This is a genomic window from Pseudoalteromonas sp. MMG022, assembly GCF_021654245.1.
In the GTDB taxonomy this organism is placed as follows: domain Bacteria; phylum Pseudomonadota; class Gammaproteobacteria; order Enterobacterales; family Alteromonadaceae; genus Pseudoalteromonas; species Pseudoalteromonas amylolytica.
In genome coordinates this window covers 331149-351036 of record NZ_JAKFZQ010000001.1, presented here as the reverse complement: position 1 = coordinate 351036, position 19888 = coordinate 331149, and the positions used below count along the sequence as shown (strand labels likewise).

10 protein-coding genes are annotated in these 19888 nt (G+C 42.3%); all 10 read left to right on the top strand.

What is annotated here, in order from left to right:
• Positions 1-2: 2 nt before the first annotated feature.
• The 10 genes from prc (at position 3) to pyrD (ending at position 19852) form a co-directional block, all read left to right on the top strand.
• Positions 3-2033 (top strand): carboxy terminal-processing peptidase, encoded by a 2031-nt coding sequence (gene prc / locus L1070_RS01320; protein ID WP_237124177.1) that lies wholly within the window; start codon positions 3-5, stop codon positions 2031-2033.
• Positions 2034-2212: 179 nt separating this feature from the next.
• Positions 2213-3670 carry a Na+/H+ antiporter NhaC gene (gene nhaC, locus L1070_RS01315; RefSeq protein ID WP_237124176.1) on the top strand — a complete coding sequence of 486 codons (1458 nt, stop codon included), beginning with the start codon at positions 2213-2215 and terminating at the stop codon, positions 3668-3670.
• 44 nt (positions 3671-3714) lie between these two features.
• Positions 3715-6309: an aminopeptidase N gene (gene pepN / locus L1070_RS01310; RefSeq protein WP_237124175.1), complete on the top strand. Its 2595-nt coding sequence runs from the start codon at positions 3715-3717 to the stop codon at positions 6307-6309.
• Between the two features lie 8 nt (positions 6310-6317).
• Positions 6318-6539, top strand: a complete 222-nt coding sequence (locus L1070_RS01305) for a DUF2835 domain-containing protein (protein WP_083330491.1) — start codon at positions 6318-6320, stop codon at positions 6537-6539.
• A gap of 237 nt (positions 6540-6776) precedes the next feature.
• Positions 6777-8894: a DUF1302 domain-containing protein gene (locus L1070_RS01300; RefSeq protein ID WP_237124174.1), complete on the top strand. Its 2118-nt coding sequence runs from the start codon at positions 6777-6779 to the stop codon at positions 8892-8894.
• A gap of 11 nt (positions 8895-8905) precedes the next feature.
• The gene (locus L1070_RS01295; protein ID WP_237124173.1) at positions 8906-10273 is read left to right on the top strand and encodes a DUF1329 domain-containing protein; all 1368 of its coding nucleotides are present in this window, start codon (positions 8906-8908) and stop codon (positions 10271-10273) included.
• 103 nt (positions 10274-10376) lie between these two features.
• Positions 10377-11375 (top strand): YCF48-related protein, encoded by a 999-nt coding sequence (locus L1070_RS01290; RefSeq protein ID WP_237124172.1) that lies wholly within the window; start codon positions 10377-10379, stop codon positions 11373-11375.
• Positions 11375-13705 (top strand): MMPL family transporter, encoded by a 2331-nt coding sequence (locus tag L1070_RS01285; RefSeq protein WP_070985269.1) that lies wholly within the window; start codon positions 11375-11377, stop codon positions 13703-13705. The genes L1070_RS01290 and L1070_RS01285 overlap by 1 nt, the downstream gene beginning before the upstream one ends.
• A gap of 201 nt (positions 13706-13906) precedes the next feature.
• A complete protein-coding gene (locus L1070_RS01280; protein ID WP_237124171.1) occupies positions 13907-18745 on the top strand; it encodes an NAD-glutamate dehydrogenase in 4839 nt (1612 codons plus the stop codon).
• 96 nt (positions 18746-18841) lie between these two features.
• Positions 18842-19852: a quinone-dependent dihydroorotate dehydrogenase gene (pyrD, locus tag L1070_RS01275; protein ID WP_070985272.1), complete on the top strand. Its 1011-nt coding sequence runs from the start codon at positions 18842-18844 to the stop codon at positions 19850-19852.
• Positions 19853-19888: the final 36 nt, after the last annotated feature.

The window sequence follows — 19888 nt, the reverse complement described above, 5'->3', positions numbered from 1 at the left end:
GTATGAGTAAAAAGTTGACTCTCATTTCTGTTATCGCCGCGTTATTATCTGGAGCTACATTTGCAGCGTCAAATACCGTCACTGAGAAGGATATTCCGGTGCTTGCACCTGAAGTTCAGCATACAACGGCAAGCAAAAGGGTGACCAACTATTTTACTCGACAGCATTATAAGCGATTTAGTTTTGATGACGCTTTGTCGGAAGAGATATTTGACCGTTATATAGATTCGCTAGATTATAACCGATCAGTATTCCTGCAAAGCGACATTGAACAGTTTAAAAAATACGCTAAGCAATTCGATGACGCAATAAAAGGCGGCAAGTTAGATTTTGCTTATGAGTTATTTAACCTGAGCATGAAGCGTCGCTTTGAACGCTTTCAGTTTGCCATTTCTTTACTCGATAGCGAAATGAAGTTTGATAAACCCGATGCATTTTTCTATGACCGGGAAGATATTGAGTTCGCTAAGTCTAAAGCAGAACTCGACGAGTATTGGCGTCAACGCGTTAAATCTGATGCGCTACGCTTAAAACTGACGGGTAAAGAGTGGAAAGAAATTAAAGAAATTCTCACTAAGCGTTACAACAATACCTTGAAACGATTAGTACAAACCAACAGCGAAGATGTGTTTCAAGTGGTTATGAATTCCTTCGCGCGTAGCGTTGAAGCTCACACATCTTATCTATCTCCACGTCGTGCAGAACAGTTCAAGATGGATATGGATCTGGAACTTGAAGGAATAGGAGCGGTACTTGGTTATGACGAAGACTACACAGTTATTCGCTCCTTAGTTCCTGGCGGCCCAGCGGATAAATCTGAAAAAATCAAACCGGATGACCGTATTGTCGGTGTAGCCCAAGACCAAGAAGAGTTCGTCGATGTGATTGGTTGGCGCCTTGATGATGTGGTTGACCTTATCAAAGGACCAAAAGGGACAAAAGTTAGACTGCAATACCTTAAAGGTTCAGACACGCATGGCACACCCAAAGTTGTTGAAATAGTTCGTGACAAGATTCGTCTAGAAGATAGAGCAGCTAAATCAGAGATATTTGAGGCTAAATACTCAGACTTGACCAGTAAAATAGGTGTGATTGAAATTCCAAGCTTTTACAATAACCTATCTAAAGATGTGAAAGTAGAGCTCACTAAACTAAAAGAGCAAAACGTAGATGGCATTGTCATTGATTTACGCCAAAATGGTGGTGGTTCATTGTATGAAGCAACTCAGTTAACAGGTTTATTTATTGATCAGGGGCCAGTTGTTCAAATACACACGGCTTACAACCGAGTTGAGGAACAAAAAGACCGAGATGGCATTACATTTTACGATGGTCCTATGACTGTATTGGTAGATAGATACAGTGCCTCAGCGTCAGAGATTTTTGCTGCGGCTATTCAAGACTATGGACGAGGTGTAGTAATCGGTGAACAGACTTTTGGCAAAGGAACTGTTCAGCAACATCGTGGGTTAGCTAAAAATTATGATTTGTTCAGTAATGCGCTAGGCAGTGTAACTTACACCATTGCTAAGTTTTATCGAATAAATGGTGGAAGCACACAAAACAAAGGCGTAGTGCCGGACATTCTGTTACCTTCAGCGATTGACCCTGAGGAGTGGGGAGAAAGCCAAGAGGACAATGCTTTACCTTGGGACAGTATCAAACAGGCACGATATAATACATTGGATAACTTACAGCCTGTAGTTGAGTACATTCAGTCTAAACACGTTGCACGGGTAAAAAGTGAGCCTGAGTTTAAATATGTTTATGATGATATAGCTCGCTATAACGAGCAAAAAGAAGAAAAGAAGATTTCTTTGGTCGAGGCTGAACGTTTAAAAGAGAGAGATGAGGCAGAGCAACGTTCTTTGGTCCGTAACAATGAACGATTGAAAAGGCTGGGTTTAGAGCAGGTTGAAAAACTGGATGACTTACCAGAGGTGATCTCGGAGCTCGACCCCTATTTAGAGGAAGCAGCATTGATAACTCAAGACCTGATTTCCTTTGGCCGTTTAGCTAAGAATGATGTATAAGTATTGTCCAACATGAAGTTAAAAGGCGCTTAGGCGCCTTTTTTGTTACGACTTCGCTGATGAATTTGCTATGATTCACGCCAGTTAATATATGAATAACAACTAATAGTAATTATCACGACCTAAGGTTGTGCGTAAAATAATAATAAGCATGAGTCTCATGCATAGGAGAGTTCAGTTTGAAGCAACCTAAACAACCCTCATTTTTTGACGCGTTTTTACCCATCTCAGTTTTAGTCTGTTTACTTGGTGCCGCTGTTTATCTGTATGGTGACAATTCTTCATCTGGACCTAACCAGATAGCGCTACTATTCGCAACTTTTACTGCGGCTTTAATCGGCTTGAAAAATGGTTATACATGGAAAACCCTAGAAGAGGCGATGATAAAAGGGATCACGCTATCATTGGGGGCAATTTTGATCTTACTTATGGTAGGGGCCTTGATTGGCACATGGCTGTTATCAGGAACTGTACCAACGCTTATCTACTATGGCTTACAAATCATCAACCCGAGTTGGTTTTATGCCGCTAGTTGCCTTATCTGTGGCATTGTAGCAATGAGCATTGGTAGTTCTTGGACCACAGCTGCAACCATTGGTGTAGCATTGCTCGGAGTTGCAACGGGTCTAGGACTTGATCAGGTCGTAACAGCTGGGGCTGTTATTTCTGGTGCGTATTTTGGTGATAAATTAAGTCCACTCTCTGAAACAACTAACCTTGCCCCAGCGGTCGCTGGCAGTGATCTATTCGAACATATCCAACACATGCTTTGGACCACAGTACCTAGCTTTGTTATCGCGTTGATCATATTTACTTTTATGGGCTTCAGTGCAGATGTAAATAGCGATATAGGTCGAATTGAAGAGATAGTTGATATTTTACAAGGCAACTTTAATATTAACCCAGTAATGTTAGTTCCTCTATTGGTACTACTTGGGCTGGCTTTTAAAAAAATGCCTGCATTTCCAGCGATTTCAATCGGGGCAGTCGTTGGTGCGGTATGGGCGATGCTATTTCAAGGAGATCTTATTCTAAGCCAAATTGATGCATCGCAAGGCGAGTTGGTTGGCTACTTCAAGCTCGTTTGGGCAACATTTTATCAAGGCTTTACTGTCTCGACAGGTGACACCAAAATGGACGACCTACTCAGTGGTGGTGGTATGTCTAGCATGTTAACTACGACCTGGTTGGTTATGACTGCATTAATGTTTGGTGCCATTATGGAGAAAACAGGCCTACTGGAGATTTTTGTACGTAGTATTTTAAAAGTTGCCAAAAGCACGGGGTCATTGATTGCTTCAACAGTTGCAACGTGTATCGGCACAAACGTCATCGCAGCTGATCAGTACATTGCGATTGTTGTTCCTGGCCGTATGTTTAAAGAAGAATATGAAAAACGCGGTTTGAAACCAGTTAACTTATCACGCACTTTAGAAGATGGCGGCACCATCACAAGCCCGCTGATCCCATGGAATACCTGTGGTGCATATATGCAAAGTGTTTTATTGATCAATCCATTTGACTATGCAATATATGCATTCTTTAATTTAATAAATCCTTTGCTGGCGGTCATTTATGCGTACCTTGGTATTAAAATATTACGCATAAAGCCAAAACAAACAGAGCAGAGCGCTTAATCATGCCGCCCCGTTAGCTCGGGGCTTTTTTTTGAGGACATATTATGCAAACCAAACCTCAAGCTAAGTTTCTAAAAGACTACAAAGCACCTAGCCATCAGGTCGAACAATTAGAGCTTACTTTTGACCTACACCCAACACAAACTATAGTAACGGCGAGAGCGAAATATCTCGCGCTAGAAGCACACGACAGCCTTACACTAGATGGTGTTGATCTTAAACTTGTTTCTCTTAAAGTTAATGACAAAGCATTTGATGACTATCATTCTACGAGCACTACGCTCACACTGAATAGTTTGCCAAATGAGTTTGAGTTAGAAATAGTGACAGAAATCTCACCTCAGACAAATACCGCTTTAGAAGGGCTTTATTTATCAGGTGGGGCGTATTGTACGCAATGTGAGGCAGAAGGGTTTCGCAAAATCACCTATTTTCTAGACCGTCCGGATGTATTGACCGTATATACAGTGACCGTAATCGGTGAACAGTCGATGCCATCACTATTGTCTAATGGCAATAAGGTTGCGCAGGGCACGCTGGAAGGGGGACGTCATTACACAACTTGGCATGACCCATTCAAAAAACCTAGTTACTTATTTGCGCTTGTAGCTGGTGACTTTGACGAGTTGAAGGATGAATTCATTACCCGCTCAGGCCGTAAAGTTGAGTTGGTGCTGTTTGTGGATAAGGGCAACCTAGCAAAGGCACCTCATGCAATGGCATCGCTAAAGAATGCTATGAAGTGGGATGAGGAGCGGTTTAACCTAGAGTATGATCTTGATATCTATATGATAGTCGCAGTTGACTTCTTCAATATGGGAGCGATGGAAAATAAGGGGTTAAATGTATTCAACAGTGCGTGTGTGCTTGCAAATCAGCAAACGGCCACTGACAGAGATTATCACACCATAGAGTCTATCGTTGGCCATGAGTACTTTCATAACTGGACAGGTAATCGTGTCACTTGTCGAGATTGGTTCCAGCTTTCATTAAAAGAGGGGCTAACCGTATTCAGAGACCAAGAATTCAGCAGCGATCTTGGATCTCGAGGTCTGAACCGAATCGATGCGGTAATGGCAATGAGAATGCACCAATTTGCAGAAGATGCAGGTCCCATGGCGCACCCAATAAGACCCAATAAAGTTATTGAAATGAATAACTTTTATACAGTTACGGTGTATAACAAAGGTGCGGAAGTTATCCGCATGATGCATACCTTGTTAGGTGAGCAAAATTTCCAAAAAGGTATGCAGCTTTATTTTGAGCGCCATGACGGTCAGGCGGTTACTTGCGATGACTTTGTAGCAGCGATGCAGGATGCCAGCAAAATTGACTTAACTCAGTTTAAACTGTGGTACGAACAAGTTGGCACGCCTAGCTTGAAAGTTGTCACATCATTTGACGCAGAACTTAGCCAATATGTGTGTACTATCACTCAGCAAAATGCCAAACATGATCCGATACAAAGCCCATTGCATATTCCTTTTGCGATTGAGCTGTTGGACAAAGAAGGGCAAGCATTGCCACTTATTGTCAATGGTGAGCGCATCTCGAAGGTTATTAATTTAACTGAAAAGGAACAAACGATCACTTTTGAGCAAATCAAGGAATGCCCAGTGGCTGTATTGCTTGAAGACTTCTCTGCACCCGTTATTGTCAATTATGATTACCAACTTGGAGAGCTCATTCACATTATTGCACACGCAAGCAGTGATTATGCTAGGTGGGAGGCAGCACAACAAGCGTTTACATTGCAAATGAGGGAAGCTGTTACACAATTTGAACAAGGTCAGCCGATCAGGCTTTCTCACGCATTAATTGAAACGTTCGATAAGCTATTAAGTGAGCGTAAGGGCGACTTAGCACTTTTGGCAGAGCTGATCAGAGTACCTAGCTTTGATACTTTAGCAACAGCATTTGAGCAAGTGCCAGTCGAAGCGTTAAATGAGAGTATCGCTGAATTTGAACTGGCTATCGCCAGCGGCCTTCGTAGTACGTTAAAAGATACATTCACAGCATGTGTAGAAAATGGCGAACTGGATCACGAAGCTGTATCAGCTCGCGCCTTGAAAAACACTTGTCTGTACTATCTGGCAAAATGTGCGGATGAACAAGTACATGAATGGCTTGAATCGCAAAGAACGTCAGACAATATGACATTGATATTGGGAGCTTTGAAGGCTTCACTTAGTGCACAGTTGGCATCTTCTTCCGCTGCAATGAATGAGTTTGACTCGTGTTGGCGTCATGATTTGTTAGTCATGGACAAGTGGTTTGCGTTGCAAGCGACTCAAAAAGGTGATGATGCGATTAAGCATATTTATGATTTATACTCACATCCATGTTTTGACAAAGGAAACCCTAATAGGGTGAGGGCCTTAGTTGGTAGTTTCGCAAGAAACAACCCTGAACAGTTTCACCGGGTAGATGGTAAGGGCTACGAACTATTGGGAGATCTGTTAGTAGAGCTCAATGCGATTAATCCGCAAAATGCATCACGTATGATAACGCCATTTATGTCATGGAAGCGATTTGATGCGAAACGTCAGCAACTAATGAAATCTCAATTGCAACGTCTTGCTGCCATGAGTGATTTAAGTGATGACTTATATGAAAAAGTAGAGAAAGCGTTGAGCTAAACTTAAAAATGCAAGAGTATTTTTTTTCAATGTATCTGACATATGACGAATGTATGGAATATTACAAAGGGCATTATAAATATCTTCAAGTAGTCGAGGATGGCGGAAAAACAATCCGCTTTCCTGCGGTCCATATTCGTAAGTTTGTTTCATCGTTAGGTATTAGAGGACGGTTTAGATTATGTCTAGATGGCCAAAATGGCTTTGTTTCACTTGAAAAAATTGCTTAATCCGAAAATTTAACACTGTCATATTGTATTTTTGTTAAATGGGTTTGTTATAAACTTAAATTACGTGTTATAAATTATCTGGTAGGACGTCTTACCAAGAGTAAAATAGCGCCCTAAACGCTAAATAAGCACCGATTGAACGCGTTCCATTTGTAATTTTTATAATTCGCTTCTATCGTTACGACAACAAAAAACAACAACTTGATTAAAAAATACCCGCCAGAAGGGGGAGAAATAATGATAAAAAGATCGCTTTTTGTGAAAAACAAAATCATGCTCGGTCTTAGTGCAGCTGCTTTGTCTATGAGCAGTGCACCTTTACTTGCTGCAAGCTTTCAAGTCGGTGATTTTGACATCACGTTTGATTCAACATTTTCTTACGGACAGAGTATTCGTGTAGAAGATAGAGATTTTCAATACATAGGTAAGAGCAATCACCCTCGATTTGATTGGTCTGGCTATAACGCTTTGACTGGGAACACCATCTATAGCTCAAGTGAAGTTTGGGCTAACCCTGGTGCTTATTCAAATAATGGTGACGCAGGTAATTTAAATTTTGATTCAGGCGAGACCTTTTCGCAACTTGTTAAAGGAACACACGACTTAGCGATTAGTAAAGATAACTATGGTTTCTTCTCGCGCTTCATGTATTTCTATGACTTTGCGATGGAAGACGGCGATTTTGCGTACAGCAACCCTGTGTCAGGTGCAAAAGTTGACCCATGCGCTTTTGATGAAACAAAAGAGCAAGTTTGTTCAGACTTCCGTTTACTAGACGCGTTTGTATGGGCTGACTTTGATCTAAATGATGGTAAGAACCCTTTATCTGTTCGTTTAGGTCAGCAGGTAGTAAACTGGGGTGAAAGTACCTTAATTAGTCATGGTATCAACGTAAACCCAGTGGATATTGATCGCTTAAAAGCGCCAGGTTCAGAAGTTAAAGAAGCATTTATCCCTGTGGGTATGCTTTGGGCCTCATTGGGCATCACAGAAAATATTACGTTGGAAGGTTTTTACCAGTACGATTGGCATGAAACACGGCTGCCTGCGACGGGAAGCTATTTTTCTACCAACGATTTCGCATCTGCGAACGGATTTTCTCAAAACGTTCAGTTAGGTTTTACGTCTAACCCTGATATAGACTTGCAGCATTTAACAGACTCTCTTAACGCCTTACAAACAACTTGGTTAGGCGCACTGACTGCACAGGGTCTAGATGTGACTCAAGAAGGTGTGACAACGAGTCAATCAGCACAAAAGCTACTAGCACAGATGTATTTGGCGTATCCTACAAAAGTGGCCCTCAAGGGGAAAGGTGAAGCGGGTATAACTGAGCCAGAAGATGGCGGACAGTATGGCTTGCGCTTAGGTATTTACTCTCCGGAGCTAAACGACACTGAATTCGCATTGTATTACATCAATTATCATAGCCGCAGACCACTCATCTCTGGTAAGGCCTCAGATTTTACCAATGCAGGTGTTGCTCAAGATTTGGCTTATATCGCATCTAATACAATTACTGAAGATAACATCACCAATCTGAATGCCTTCACGCAAGCACAAATTGTTTATCCAGAAGACATCAAACTTTATGGTTTAAGCTTCAATACCGCGATAGGCGAAACGGCATTTTCTGGCGAATTTGCATTTCGTAAAGATGAACCTCTTCAAATCGATGACGTAGAGTTGCTATACGCCGGTATGGTTGAACAGTTAGCTGCAGCGGGACGCCGTGACGATTTCGCTGGCTTATCTCAATTGAGTGAAGGCGATACAGTTGCGTATGTAGGCGCAGGTGAAGTGGCGCAAGGGTATATTTTAAGAGATACCTTACAGGGCCAATTTACAGCGACTCATCTATTTGGTCCATCACTTGGTGCAGATAGCTGGGCAGTTGTTGGTGAAGTGGGTGCTGTAACTATCAAAGAGATGCCTACTTATGATCAGCTCCGCTTAAACGTCTCAGGTACGGGTCGAAGCGGCACGATAGAAGGTATTTCCGGCAAGGATTATGATTTATTGCACCAAGCTGTATCAAACGGGCCTGAGGTCAATCCATTCCCAACTTCATCAGCGTGGGGCTATCGACTAATCGCTAAAGCGGAGTACAACAACTTGTTTTCGGGTGTTAACTTCTCACCGAGAGTTGTTTTCTCGCACGATGTAAACGGTATTACACCTGATCCTATGTTCCTATTTATCGAGGATCGTAAATCGTTAGGTGTGACTTTGAATTTCAACTATCAAAATGCGTGGTCGTTTGACGTAGGCTACAACACGTTCTGGGGTGGTGGTGCCACTAATACATTCGCAGATCGTGATTTTGTCTCTTTTAACATCAAGTATTCAATTTAAGGGCTTTCAGTATGTTTAGAAAACCTACACTCATTGCCGCAACAATGATAACAATGCTATCGACAACAGGCGCGATGGCGAAAATGTCGGCTGAACAAGTAGCACGTTTAGGCGTTGATTTAACGCCAATTGGTGCTGAAAAAGCAGGTAATAAAGATGGTTCTATCCCTGCATGGGACGGTGGTATTACAAAGCCGCCAGCGAACTACAAACCAGGTATGCACCACCCAGATCCGTTCGCGGATGATAAAATTCTTTTCACAATTGATAAGTCAAATGTAGATAAATACAAAGAATTTTTAAGCCCAGGGCAAATAGCGATGTTTGAAACGTATCCAGATACGTTCAAGATGAACATCTACCCAACTCGCCGTAGTGCCTCATACCCACAGTTTGTTTATGACGCAACTAAGAAATATGCTTCTACAGCGGAGCTTATCGAAGGTGGTAATGGAATCAAAAATACCGCAATTGGTATTCCGTTTCCGGTTCCAAAAGACGGTTTAGAAGCTATCTGGAACCACTTGTTACGCTATCGTGGCCTTTCTATCGCGCGCTTTGGTGGCCAAGCAATGCCAACTGAATCTGGTGCATATAACTTGATCGGCTTTGATGAGAAGTTATTGGTTAAGTACTCAGCGACGGACGCGACACCTGAAGAGCTCAAAGAGTCGAACGTACTGTTTAAGTTCAAGCAAAAAGTAACAGAACCTGCACGATTGGCGGGTACTGCATTGCTTGTTCATGAGACGATGGACCAAATCCTGACTCCACGCCAAGCCTGGACTTACAACACTGGACAGCGCCGAGTTCGTCGAGCACCAAACGTAGCATATGATGCACCAGGAACAGCATCAGACAGCTTACGTACTACCGATGATTTCGATATGTTTAACGGTTCGCCAAACCGTTATGACTGGACTTTAAAAGGCAAGAAAGAGCTATATATTCCATACAATAGCTATAAGCTGCACAGTGATAAGCTAAAGTATGATGACATTTTAAAGCCAGGCCATATTAACCCTGAACATGTTAGGTACGAAAAACACCGTGTATGGGTTGTTGAAGCTAACCTCAAAGAAGGAACGCGTCATATTTATAAAAAACGTGTTTTCTACATTGATGAAGATAGCTGGCAAATTCACATTGCGGACCTATATGACAATCGCGATCAAATGTATCGTGTTGCGATGGCGCATGGACTTAACTATTACGAAGTGCCTACGCACTGGAGTACATTAGACGTATATTACGATCTAAATTCACGTCGCTATTTAGCGATTGGTTTGGATAATGAAGAACAGATGTACGATTTCAGTCAGTCATTCCAAGATAACGAGTTTACACAAAGTGCGCTGCGCCGTGAGGGTAAACGCTAATCTGGTTCTCAGCCAACTATTGCTAGCGGTCTTTGGATCGCTAGCAATTCTGTATTTTCGACGAGTTCTCGTCACCAGTCACCTTTATTTGAGTAGTTTCAGCATGTTAAAAACAACGATAGCGAGTGCGCTAATACTGTTTGGTGGCGTTGCCAGTGCACAAATCACCCCTCAGCCAGCGCTACAAGTTCAACACCCACAAAGAACATTGTTCACTGATATTGTGAACAGCGAGGGCACATTAATCGCTGTAGGTAAGCACGGTACTGTGGTAACCAGTACTGATGGCGAAACTTGGCAGCAGGCCAAAGTACCTGTGCAATCACTGCTAACAGCTGTTACATCGTTAGGAAGTGATAAATCTTGGGCATGTGGCCACGATAGCAGTATTTTGTTTAGCAGTGATCATGGCCAAACTTGGCAAATCCAACAATATTTACCACAGCAACAAAAACCTTGTTTAGATATAGAGTTTGTTGATGCAAACACGGGGTTTGCAATTGGTGCGTATGGCATGTTTTATCAAACCAACGATGGTGGCCAGAGCTGGAAAAAGCGTTTCATCGATGATTTTGTTCACCCTGATGATAAAGAGTATTTACAAGGCCTTAAAGAGGATGACCTTCAAGCTTACGAAGAAGAAACTAAGTTTATCCTACCGCATTTTAACCGTTTACTAATTCATGAAGGACATCTATATCTAGCTGGTGAAATGGGGTTGGTGGCATATAGCGAAGATATGGGCAAAAGCTGGCAAAGATTAGATGAATTTTACCCTGGATCATTTTTCTCAGTGGCTCCGTATGGTAATGAGCAAGTCGTCGTGGCTGGCTTACGGGGTAATGCTTTCATTGCCAACAGTGAAGAATTAGAATTTAGTCAAATAGACGTGCCAGTCAAAGCCACAATTAATTCAATCGTAAACTTCAATGGTAGCTTGTATCTACTTGCTAATAGCGGTTTCTTGTTTAGCTATGACAACGGGCAGGTCAAACGATCACAGTTAAGCAGCGGACATGCCATTCTATCAGCCGTTACATTTAAGAATAAGTTAGTTTTAGCCACCGAGAAAGGGCTAAAAATTTGGGAGGCTAAGAAGTAATGAAAGCCGTTTTAAATAAATTGGAATATGTAGTGTTCCGTCATCGTCTGGCCGTTGTTTTTCTGTTTACTATTCTGACGGGACTGTTAGGGTATAAAGCGACTCAGATCCAGCTAGATGCGTCTTTTAATAAAAATATTCCACTGCAGCATGAATATATGCAGTTGTATCTAAAACATGAAAAGCAATTTGGTGGCGCTAATAGCATTTTAATCTCTGTCTGTGACAAAGATGGAGATATTTTCAACCCAGACTTTTTCACACAATTGAAAGCTGTGCATGATCAATTGTATTTTATTCCCGGTGTTAATCGCCCGTTGGTTAACTCGATTTTCTCACCCAGCGCTAGGTTTGTCGAAGTGGTTGAGGATGGATTTGCTGGTGGCCCAATCATTCCTGCTAATTTTTCAGCAACAGAGCAAGGCCTTGCAGTTGTAAAACAAAATATCGAGAAAGCCAATGTAGTAGGGCGCATGATAGCCAGCGACTATAGCTGTGCTATGGTCAGTGCGCAGCTTATGGAAATAGACCCTCAAACTCAAGAAAAGCTCGACACATTGGCGTTTGCAAAAAAGTTAGAGTCGCAGATCCGCGAACCGCTTAGCACTGATAAAGTCAGTATTCATATCATCGGCTTTGCAAAAATGGCAGGCGATATCGCAGATGGTGCCAAAGGTGTAGTGCTGTTTTTTGCACTAGCGATAGCGTTCACATTTGTGATGGTTTGGCTATTTTGTAAGAGCTTCAAGCTGACATTATTGCCAATAGTTTGTTCTATTATTGCAGTTGTCTGGCAGATGGGTTTACTTGCTAGTCTTGGCTTTGGGCTCGATCCAATGTCGATTTTGGTGCCATTTTTGGTGTTTGCGATTGGTGTGAGCCATGGCGTGCAGATGATCAACTCCATTGGTAAGAAAGTCGCAGAGGGCGTTTCAAGCAAAGTTGCGGCTGAAGCAAGTTTCAAAGCGCTGTTGATCCCAGGTGGTATCGCTTTGTTGTCTGACACAGTTGGCTTTTTAACGCTGCTCGCCATAGATATTGGCATTATCAGAGAGCTTGCAATTACTGCCAGTTTAGGTGTAGCGGTGATTATCTTCACTAACTTATTGCTATTACCAATTTTAGCCTCTTACGTGAGCTCCAGCAAAATCAAGCGCTTAGATGATGGCAACTCTACTTCTCACGCGGTATTTACGAAGTTACGAGAAGCGCTGGTGTGTACTACAGACAAAAAGTGGGCACGTGTGATATTACTGGTCTCTGCTGTGCTGTTTGCGGTTGGTTATTGGTATTCTCAAAATATGCGTATAGGTGATTTACATGCTGGAGCGCCAGCGTTACATCAGGATGCGCGCTATAACCAAGATACCTTTTTGATCTCGGATCGTTACGCAATTTCGTCAGATATATTAAAAGTGATTGTCGAGGCCTACCCAGCGGCATGTACCGAGCATGACACGATGGAGCGCATCAGTCGTTTTCAGTGGCGCGTGGAAAACTTGTCAGGCGTGCAATCGGCAGTATCGCTAAGTTCAGTAGCTCAAGCTGTCAATGCGGGTTACAACGAAGGTAACCAAAAGTGGCAAATGTTACCTAGAAATAGTGCCTCTTTGGTGCAAGCAACGTCGCGTGTTGAGACCAGCACAGGATTACTCAATGGTGACTGCTCTGTCATGCCGATTATCATCTTTATGGATGATCACAAAGCCGAAACGATAGATCATGTAATCTCTAACATTAAGTTATTTGCAACAGAAGAAAACACAGACAATGTAAAATTCAAACTGGCATCAGGGCCAATTGGCGTGATGGCTGCAACCAATGAATCTGTCTCTGCGGCGCAATTGCCTATGATGATTTATGTGTACGGTGCAGTCATTATTTTATGCTTGTTAAGCTTTAGAAGTGTAAAAGCCACGATTGCCGTCGTCTTGCCATTGTACATCGTGTCAACGTTGGCGCAGGCATTGATGGTTAAATTGGAAATAGGCCTGACGGTATCTACATTACCTGTGATAGCGCTTGGTGTGGGTATTGGTGTTGACTACGGCATTTATATTTTGTCATCAATGATGGGGCAGTTGAAGCAAGGTATACCACTGGCGATTGCTTATCGTAACGCATTAGCGGAACGCGGTAGCGCAGTTTTGTTCACCGGTATCACTTTGGCCATAGGTGTGAGTACCTGGATCTTCTCCGCGCTTAAGTTCCAAGTTGACATGGGTATCCTGCTAACGTTCATGTTTTTGGTAAATATGCTCGGCGCAGTACTGTTATTACCCGCGATTGGCACTTTACTCTGGACCGACCAGAAAAAAAATCGTGAATAAATGTGCTCCTAAATCACCATGAATGGTCATTTATATCTATATTTTGTGAATAGATGAGCAAATAGCTGAAAAGCTTAAAATGTTTTCATCGAAAAGGCTGTTTATTAGCGTCAGAAAGGTTAAAATTCAACTGACTCCACGCTAATAAACAGCTGTACAAATAATCTACCGTTCAAAGGTGGTATAGATTAAGGAACACATATGACACAAAATGAAGGTCCAGCATCAGTTATCCTAGATAACGTATGTAAGTTGATCCACAAGAAAGTTCATGCAGAGAACGTGTCACTCGTTGAAACATTTGCCAAAGCCTTGTACAGCAATATGTCTAAAGAGGACTTGGCTAAACGTAACGATAGTGACCTGTATGGTGCTGCACTTAGTCTTTGGAACTCTCTCGAGAAGAACAACTCAGATGATGCGGTTATCCGTGTATTCAACCCTGAGGTTGCAAAAGATGGCTGGCAGTCATCTCACACAATCGTAGAGATTATTGCCAAAGATATGCCTTTCTTGGTTGACTCCGTACGCATGGCAATGAATCGTGAAAATATCGTTTCACACTTATTGTTACATTGCCCATTGAAGATCCAACGTGATGATGCCGGAAAAATCACTGCTATTTCTAACCTAAAGGCTGAACAGGAGTCGAGTTCGACAAAAACTGTGTTCTTTATTGAAATAGACCGTCAAACAGATAAAAAAGATATTGAGTCTTTTACCAAAGAGCTTGAATCTGTTCTACAAGACGTGTCGTTAGCGGTTGAAGACTGGTTGCCTATTCGTGACAAGTTAAAGTCAGTGATAAAAGAACTTCCAACGCGTCATTTCCAATGTGAAGAAAGTGAAGTAACCGAAACACTAGAATTCTTAGAATGGCTGACACAAGATAACTTTACATTTATGGGTTATCGCCAATATGATTTGTGTCCAGTTCAGGGTGACTATGAACTCAAGCATGTTGCTGATACGAGTCTAGGTTTGATGAAAAAGTCATCTGATGATCACGGTCGACTATTGTCAGAACTTCCTGAAGTTGCACGTAAAGAAGCACGTAGCAATAATTTGCTTATCCTTACAAAAACAAACTCGCTCTCTCGTGTACATCGCCCAGCGTATGTTGACTATGTTGGCATTAAGCGCTTTGATGATAAAGGCAATGTGGTAGGTGAAGACCGCTTTATCGGTTTATTCTCATCAAGCTTCTACAATAACAGCGCGGCAGACGTGCCTGTATTAAGAACCAAAATCGACCGAATCATGCAAATGTGTGATTTTGCACAAGGAACGCATGCCTACAAAGCTGTGCTTAATATTCTAGAAACTTATCCACGAGACGAACTTGTACAAGCTCGTGAGTCTGAGCTTTTAGAAGTGGCTACTGGTGTACTGCAAGTTCAAGAACGAAACATGTGTCGTTTATTTGTGCGCAAAGACACTTATGGTCGTTTCTTCTCTTGTATGGTTTACGTTCCAAGAGAGCGTTACAACACAGCACTTAGACGTGAAACTCAACAATTGTTGGCCAATGCGTTCCAATCAAAAGAAAAAGTTGAATTCACTACTTATTTCTCTGAGTCTACGCTTGCACGTACGCATTACACAGTGCGCGTAGCTGACAACAATATTGAATATAACGTGAAAGACATCGAAAATAACTTAGTTGAAGCCGCTCGTACGTGGGAAGATAAATTGCATGATGCGTTACTTGAAAGCGCAGGCGAAGCGCGTGGTAACGAGCTGTTTAGAAAGTACTCAACAGCATTCCCAGGTGCCTACAAAGATGTAGTTTTACCAAGCGCTTCAGTAGTCGATATTGAAAAACTAGAGCAGCTTGATGAGGACAACAAATTAGACATGTTGTTCTACCGTCCTCAAGAAGAAGCAAACTCACAAATTGTACGTCTGAGCTTGTTCCACAAAGATGTACCAATTCATTTATCTGATGTTATGCCTATGCTTGAAAACTTTGGCTTACGCGTAATTGGTGAAACGCCTTATGCGGTTAAGTCGAGTGATGGTCAAGTTAACTGGATCATGGACTTCTCAATGCTGTTAGACAGCAAAGGTATTTCAGACTTTAACAAAGTATCTGCACGTTTTCGTGCTGCCTTGACTAACGTGTGGCATAACCGCCTTGAAAACGACGGCTTTAATCGCTTGGTACTACTAGGTGGTTTAACTGGTCGTGAAGCGTCAATTCTAAGAGCATATGCTAAATACATGCGTCAGATAGGTGTGACTTTCTCACAAAGCTATATAGAAAGTACATTTGACCATTATCCGCACATCGCCGCTCAAATAGTTGATTTATTCGTTAAGAAGTTTTCACCAACTAAGCCAGCAGCTCAAAAAACAATCGATAAAACGATTGCTGATATTTACGCAGAGCTTGAAAACGTAGCAAACCTAGATGATGACCGAATCATTCGTTTATACGTTGATATGATCAATGCAACGCTGCGCACCAACTTCTTCCAAAAAGAGCAAGAAGGCAGCAACAAGTCATACGTATCATTTAAGATCAAATCAAGTGGCATTCCAGATATGCCATTGCCGCTACCTGCCTTTGAAATCTTTGTTTATTCACCGCGCGTTGAAGGTGTTCACCTACGTGGTGGTAAAGTTGCACGTGGTGGCTTACGTTGGTCAGACAGACGTGAAGATTTCCGTACCGAGGTACTGGGTTTAGTTAAAGCACAGCAAGTTAAAAACACCGTTATCGTGCCAGTTGGCTCGAAGGGTGGTTTTGTATGTAAACAACTACCTACAGACCGTGAAGCGTTCTTCAAAGAAGGTCAGGAATGTTACAAGATCTTTATTCGCGGTTTATTAGATATCACAGATAATATTGTTCACGGCGATATCGTGCCGCCGTTAAATGTTGTTCGCCATGACGAAGATGACCCGTATCTAGTAGTGGCAGCAGACAAAGGGACAGCAACGTTCTCTGATATTGCTAACGGTATTGCTGAAGATTATAACTTCTGGTTAGGTGATGCATTTGCTTCAGGTGGCTCTATTGGTTACGACCATAAGAAAATGGGTATCACCGCAAAAGGTGCTTGGGAGTCTGTAAAACGCCATTTCCGTGAAATGGATATTGATTGCCAAACTACTGATTTCACTGCTGTTGGTATTGGCGATATGGCCGGTGACGTATTTGGTAACGGTATGCTGTTGTCAAAACATATTCGTTTACAGGCTGCGTTTAACCACTTACATATTTTCATCGACCCAAATCCAGATGCAGCAAGCTCTTACAAAGAGCGCGAGCGTTTATTCGCGTTGCCACGTTCATCTTGGGAAGACTACGATAAGTCTTTAATTTCAGAGGGCGGTGGTATTTTCTCTCGAGCGGCGAAGTCGATCACTTTAACACCAGAGATGAAGAAAATGCTTGGCACTAAAAAAGCCAGCATGACCCCGAATGAACTTATTAAAGCGGTATTGATGATGCCATCTGATTTACTTTGGAACGGTGGTATCGGTACTTACATTAAACACTCTAAAGAGACCAATGCTGATGTTGGCGACCGCGCAAACGACGCGTTACGTATCAATGGCGCTGAATTGGGAGCGAAAATATTCGGTGAAGGTGGTAACTTAGGTGCGACACAACTTGGCCGTATTGAGTTTGCTAGTAAAGGCGGCCGTATCAATACTGACTTTATTGATAACGTGGGTGGTGTGGCTTGTTCAGATAACGAAGTTAACATCAAGATCTTGCTAAATGGCTTGGTTGCAGAGGGCGACTTAACCAAGAAGCAGCGTAATGAATTACTTTATTCAATGACCGATGAAGTGTCAGAGCTGGTATTGGCGGATTGTTATCGTCAAACTCATACTCTGTCTATTACTAAGTCAAAGGGCCCTGCAACACTTAAAGAAAAAGTTCGCTTTATTCATGCCCTAGAAAAAGAAGGCAAGTTAGACCGTACCATCGAGTTCTTACCTACGGATGAAGAGTTAGCAGAGCGTGCGGCAGCAGGTAAAGATCTTACGCGTCCTGAGCTTTCGGTGCTTGTTTCATACTCGAAAATGGTATTGAAAGAATCGTTAGTGGTTGATGATGTATCGGAAAACCCGTACTACCGTCAATTATTGGTGAATTCATTCCCAGTACCACTGCGTGAGAAGTTTAACGCAGCGATGGATAATCACCCTCTAAGAAAAGAGATTATCGCCACTAAGTTAGCAAACAACATTGTTAACGATATGGGTCTGAATTTCATGGTTCGCATGAATGAAGAAACAGGTGCAACTGATAGTGAAATTGCATTATGTTACTCAATTGCCAGCGCAATCTTCGAAATGAAGAGCACTTGGGGCGCGATTGCAGCACTGGATAACAAGATCCCAGCATCTGTCCAAACGGAAATGTTGTATCAGCTGCGTCGCACGGTTCGTCGTGCGACACGTTGGTTCTTACGCCATCGCAATAAAGCACTGACAATTGAACAGACTATCGAGTTCTTTGCGCCAGTGTTCAAAGATGTTAGCAAAAACTTGCATAGTTACATGGTTGAGAGCGAAAGTGCTGCGATTCTTGATAATGCTAAGAAGCTTGAGGAGCAGGGCGTACCAAGTGATATCGCAATGCGCATCGTGTCACTTTCAAGCCTATTCTCAGTGATGGATTTGGCAGAAGTAGCACATAATTCAGGTCGCAAAGTGGATGTTGTGTCACATACCTACTTTAAACTTGGTGCAAGTATGGGCCTACATTGGTTCTTGGATCAAATTACTGCACAACCTGTATCTAACCACTGGCAAGCGCTTGCTCGTGCATCATATCGTGAGGAGTTGGATTGGCAACAGCGTTCATTGTCAGAGGTTGTGTTGAACAGCTTTGATGGCGAACAAAACGATGTTAATGCACTTATTGAACAATGGATGGAATCCCAGTCTGCACTGTTACATCGTTGGCAGCAAATGCTGCAGGAGTTCAAGACCTCACAGAGTCATGACTTTGCTAAGTTCTCGGTGGCACTACGTGAGCTGATGTTACTAAGCCACAACTGTGACACTACCAAATAATTTTTAAATCGTTAAAATACCCCGGCCTTGCTGGGGTATTTTTTTATCTGCCTGTTGTTGCAGATGTATGTTACTTAGGATCTTTAAGGAGTTTTCATGTTTTATGATATTGCGCGTCGCTATATGTTTAGCCGTGATGCCGAGTGGGCGCACGAATTTGCATTAGATAATTTGCGCCGTTTTGCACACACACCGCTTAGTATGGCGTGGTCGCAATCTGTTGCTGATAAACCAGTAAACTTCCTTGGTTTAGAATTTAAAAATCCAGTTGGCCTTGCGGCTGGCTTAGATAAAAATGCTGAATGTATAGATGCATTTTCGCAAATGGGCTTTGGCTTTATTGAAGTTGGTACGGTAACCCCACGACCACAAGCCGGTAATGATAAACCTCGAATTTTTAGATTGCCACAAGCTCATGCCATAATTAACCGCATGGGTTTCAATAATAAAGGTGTTGATAATTTAGTGGCTAATGTAAAAGCGGCTAAATATGATGGGATCTTAGGGATCAACATTGGTAAAAATAAAGATACGCCAAATGAGCAGGGCAAGGATGACTATATCCACTGTATGCGTAAAGTATTTGAACATGCTTCTTATATTACCGTAAATATTTCTTCGCCAAACACTCCAGGGCTTCGCGATTTACAATATGGTGATGCGTTGGACGATTTACTACAAAGCTTGAAGAACGAGCAAATGGATCTCATTGCCAAGCATAGTAAATCTGTCCCCATGCTTGTGAAAATTGCGCCTGATATCGATGCTGTTCAAGTGGCGCAAATTGCTGAATCTTTAGTAAAAAACCGTATAGACGGGGTCATTGCAACCAACACTACGCTAGAGCGTGAGGCTGTGCAAGGTCAGCAGCATGCTCAAGAAGCGGGTGGTTTATCAGGGCGTCCCGTGAGAGAAAAATCAACATTTGTAGTGAGTGAACTAAAGCGTATCACTGAAGGAAAGCTACCTATTATTGGTGTGGGCGGGATAGATTCAGCCGAGTCGGCGAAGGAAAAACTTGACGCAGGTGCCTCACTTCTGCAAGTCTATACAGGCTTTATTTATGAAGGCCCTGCATTGGTAAAAAGGATCATTAACGGGTTATAAGGATCCGTTATATAACCAAATGATCGTAAACAAATT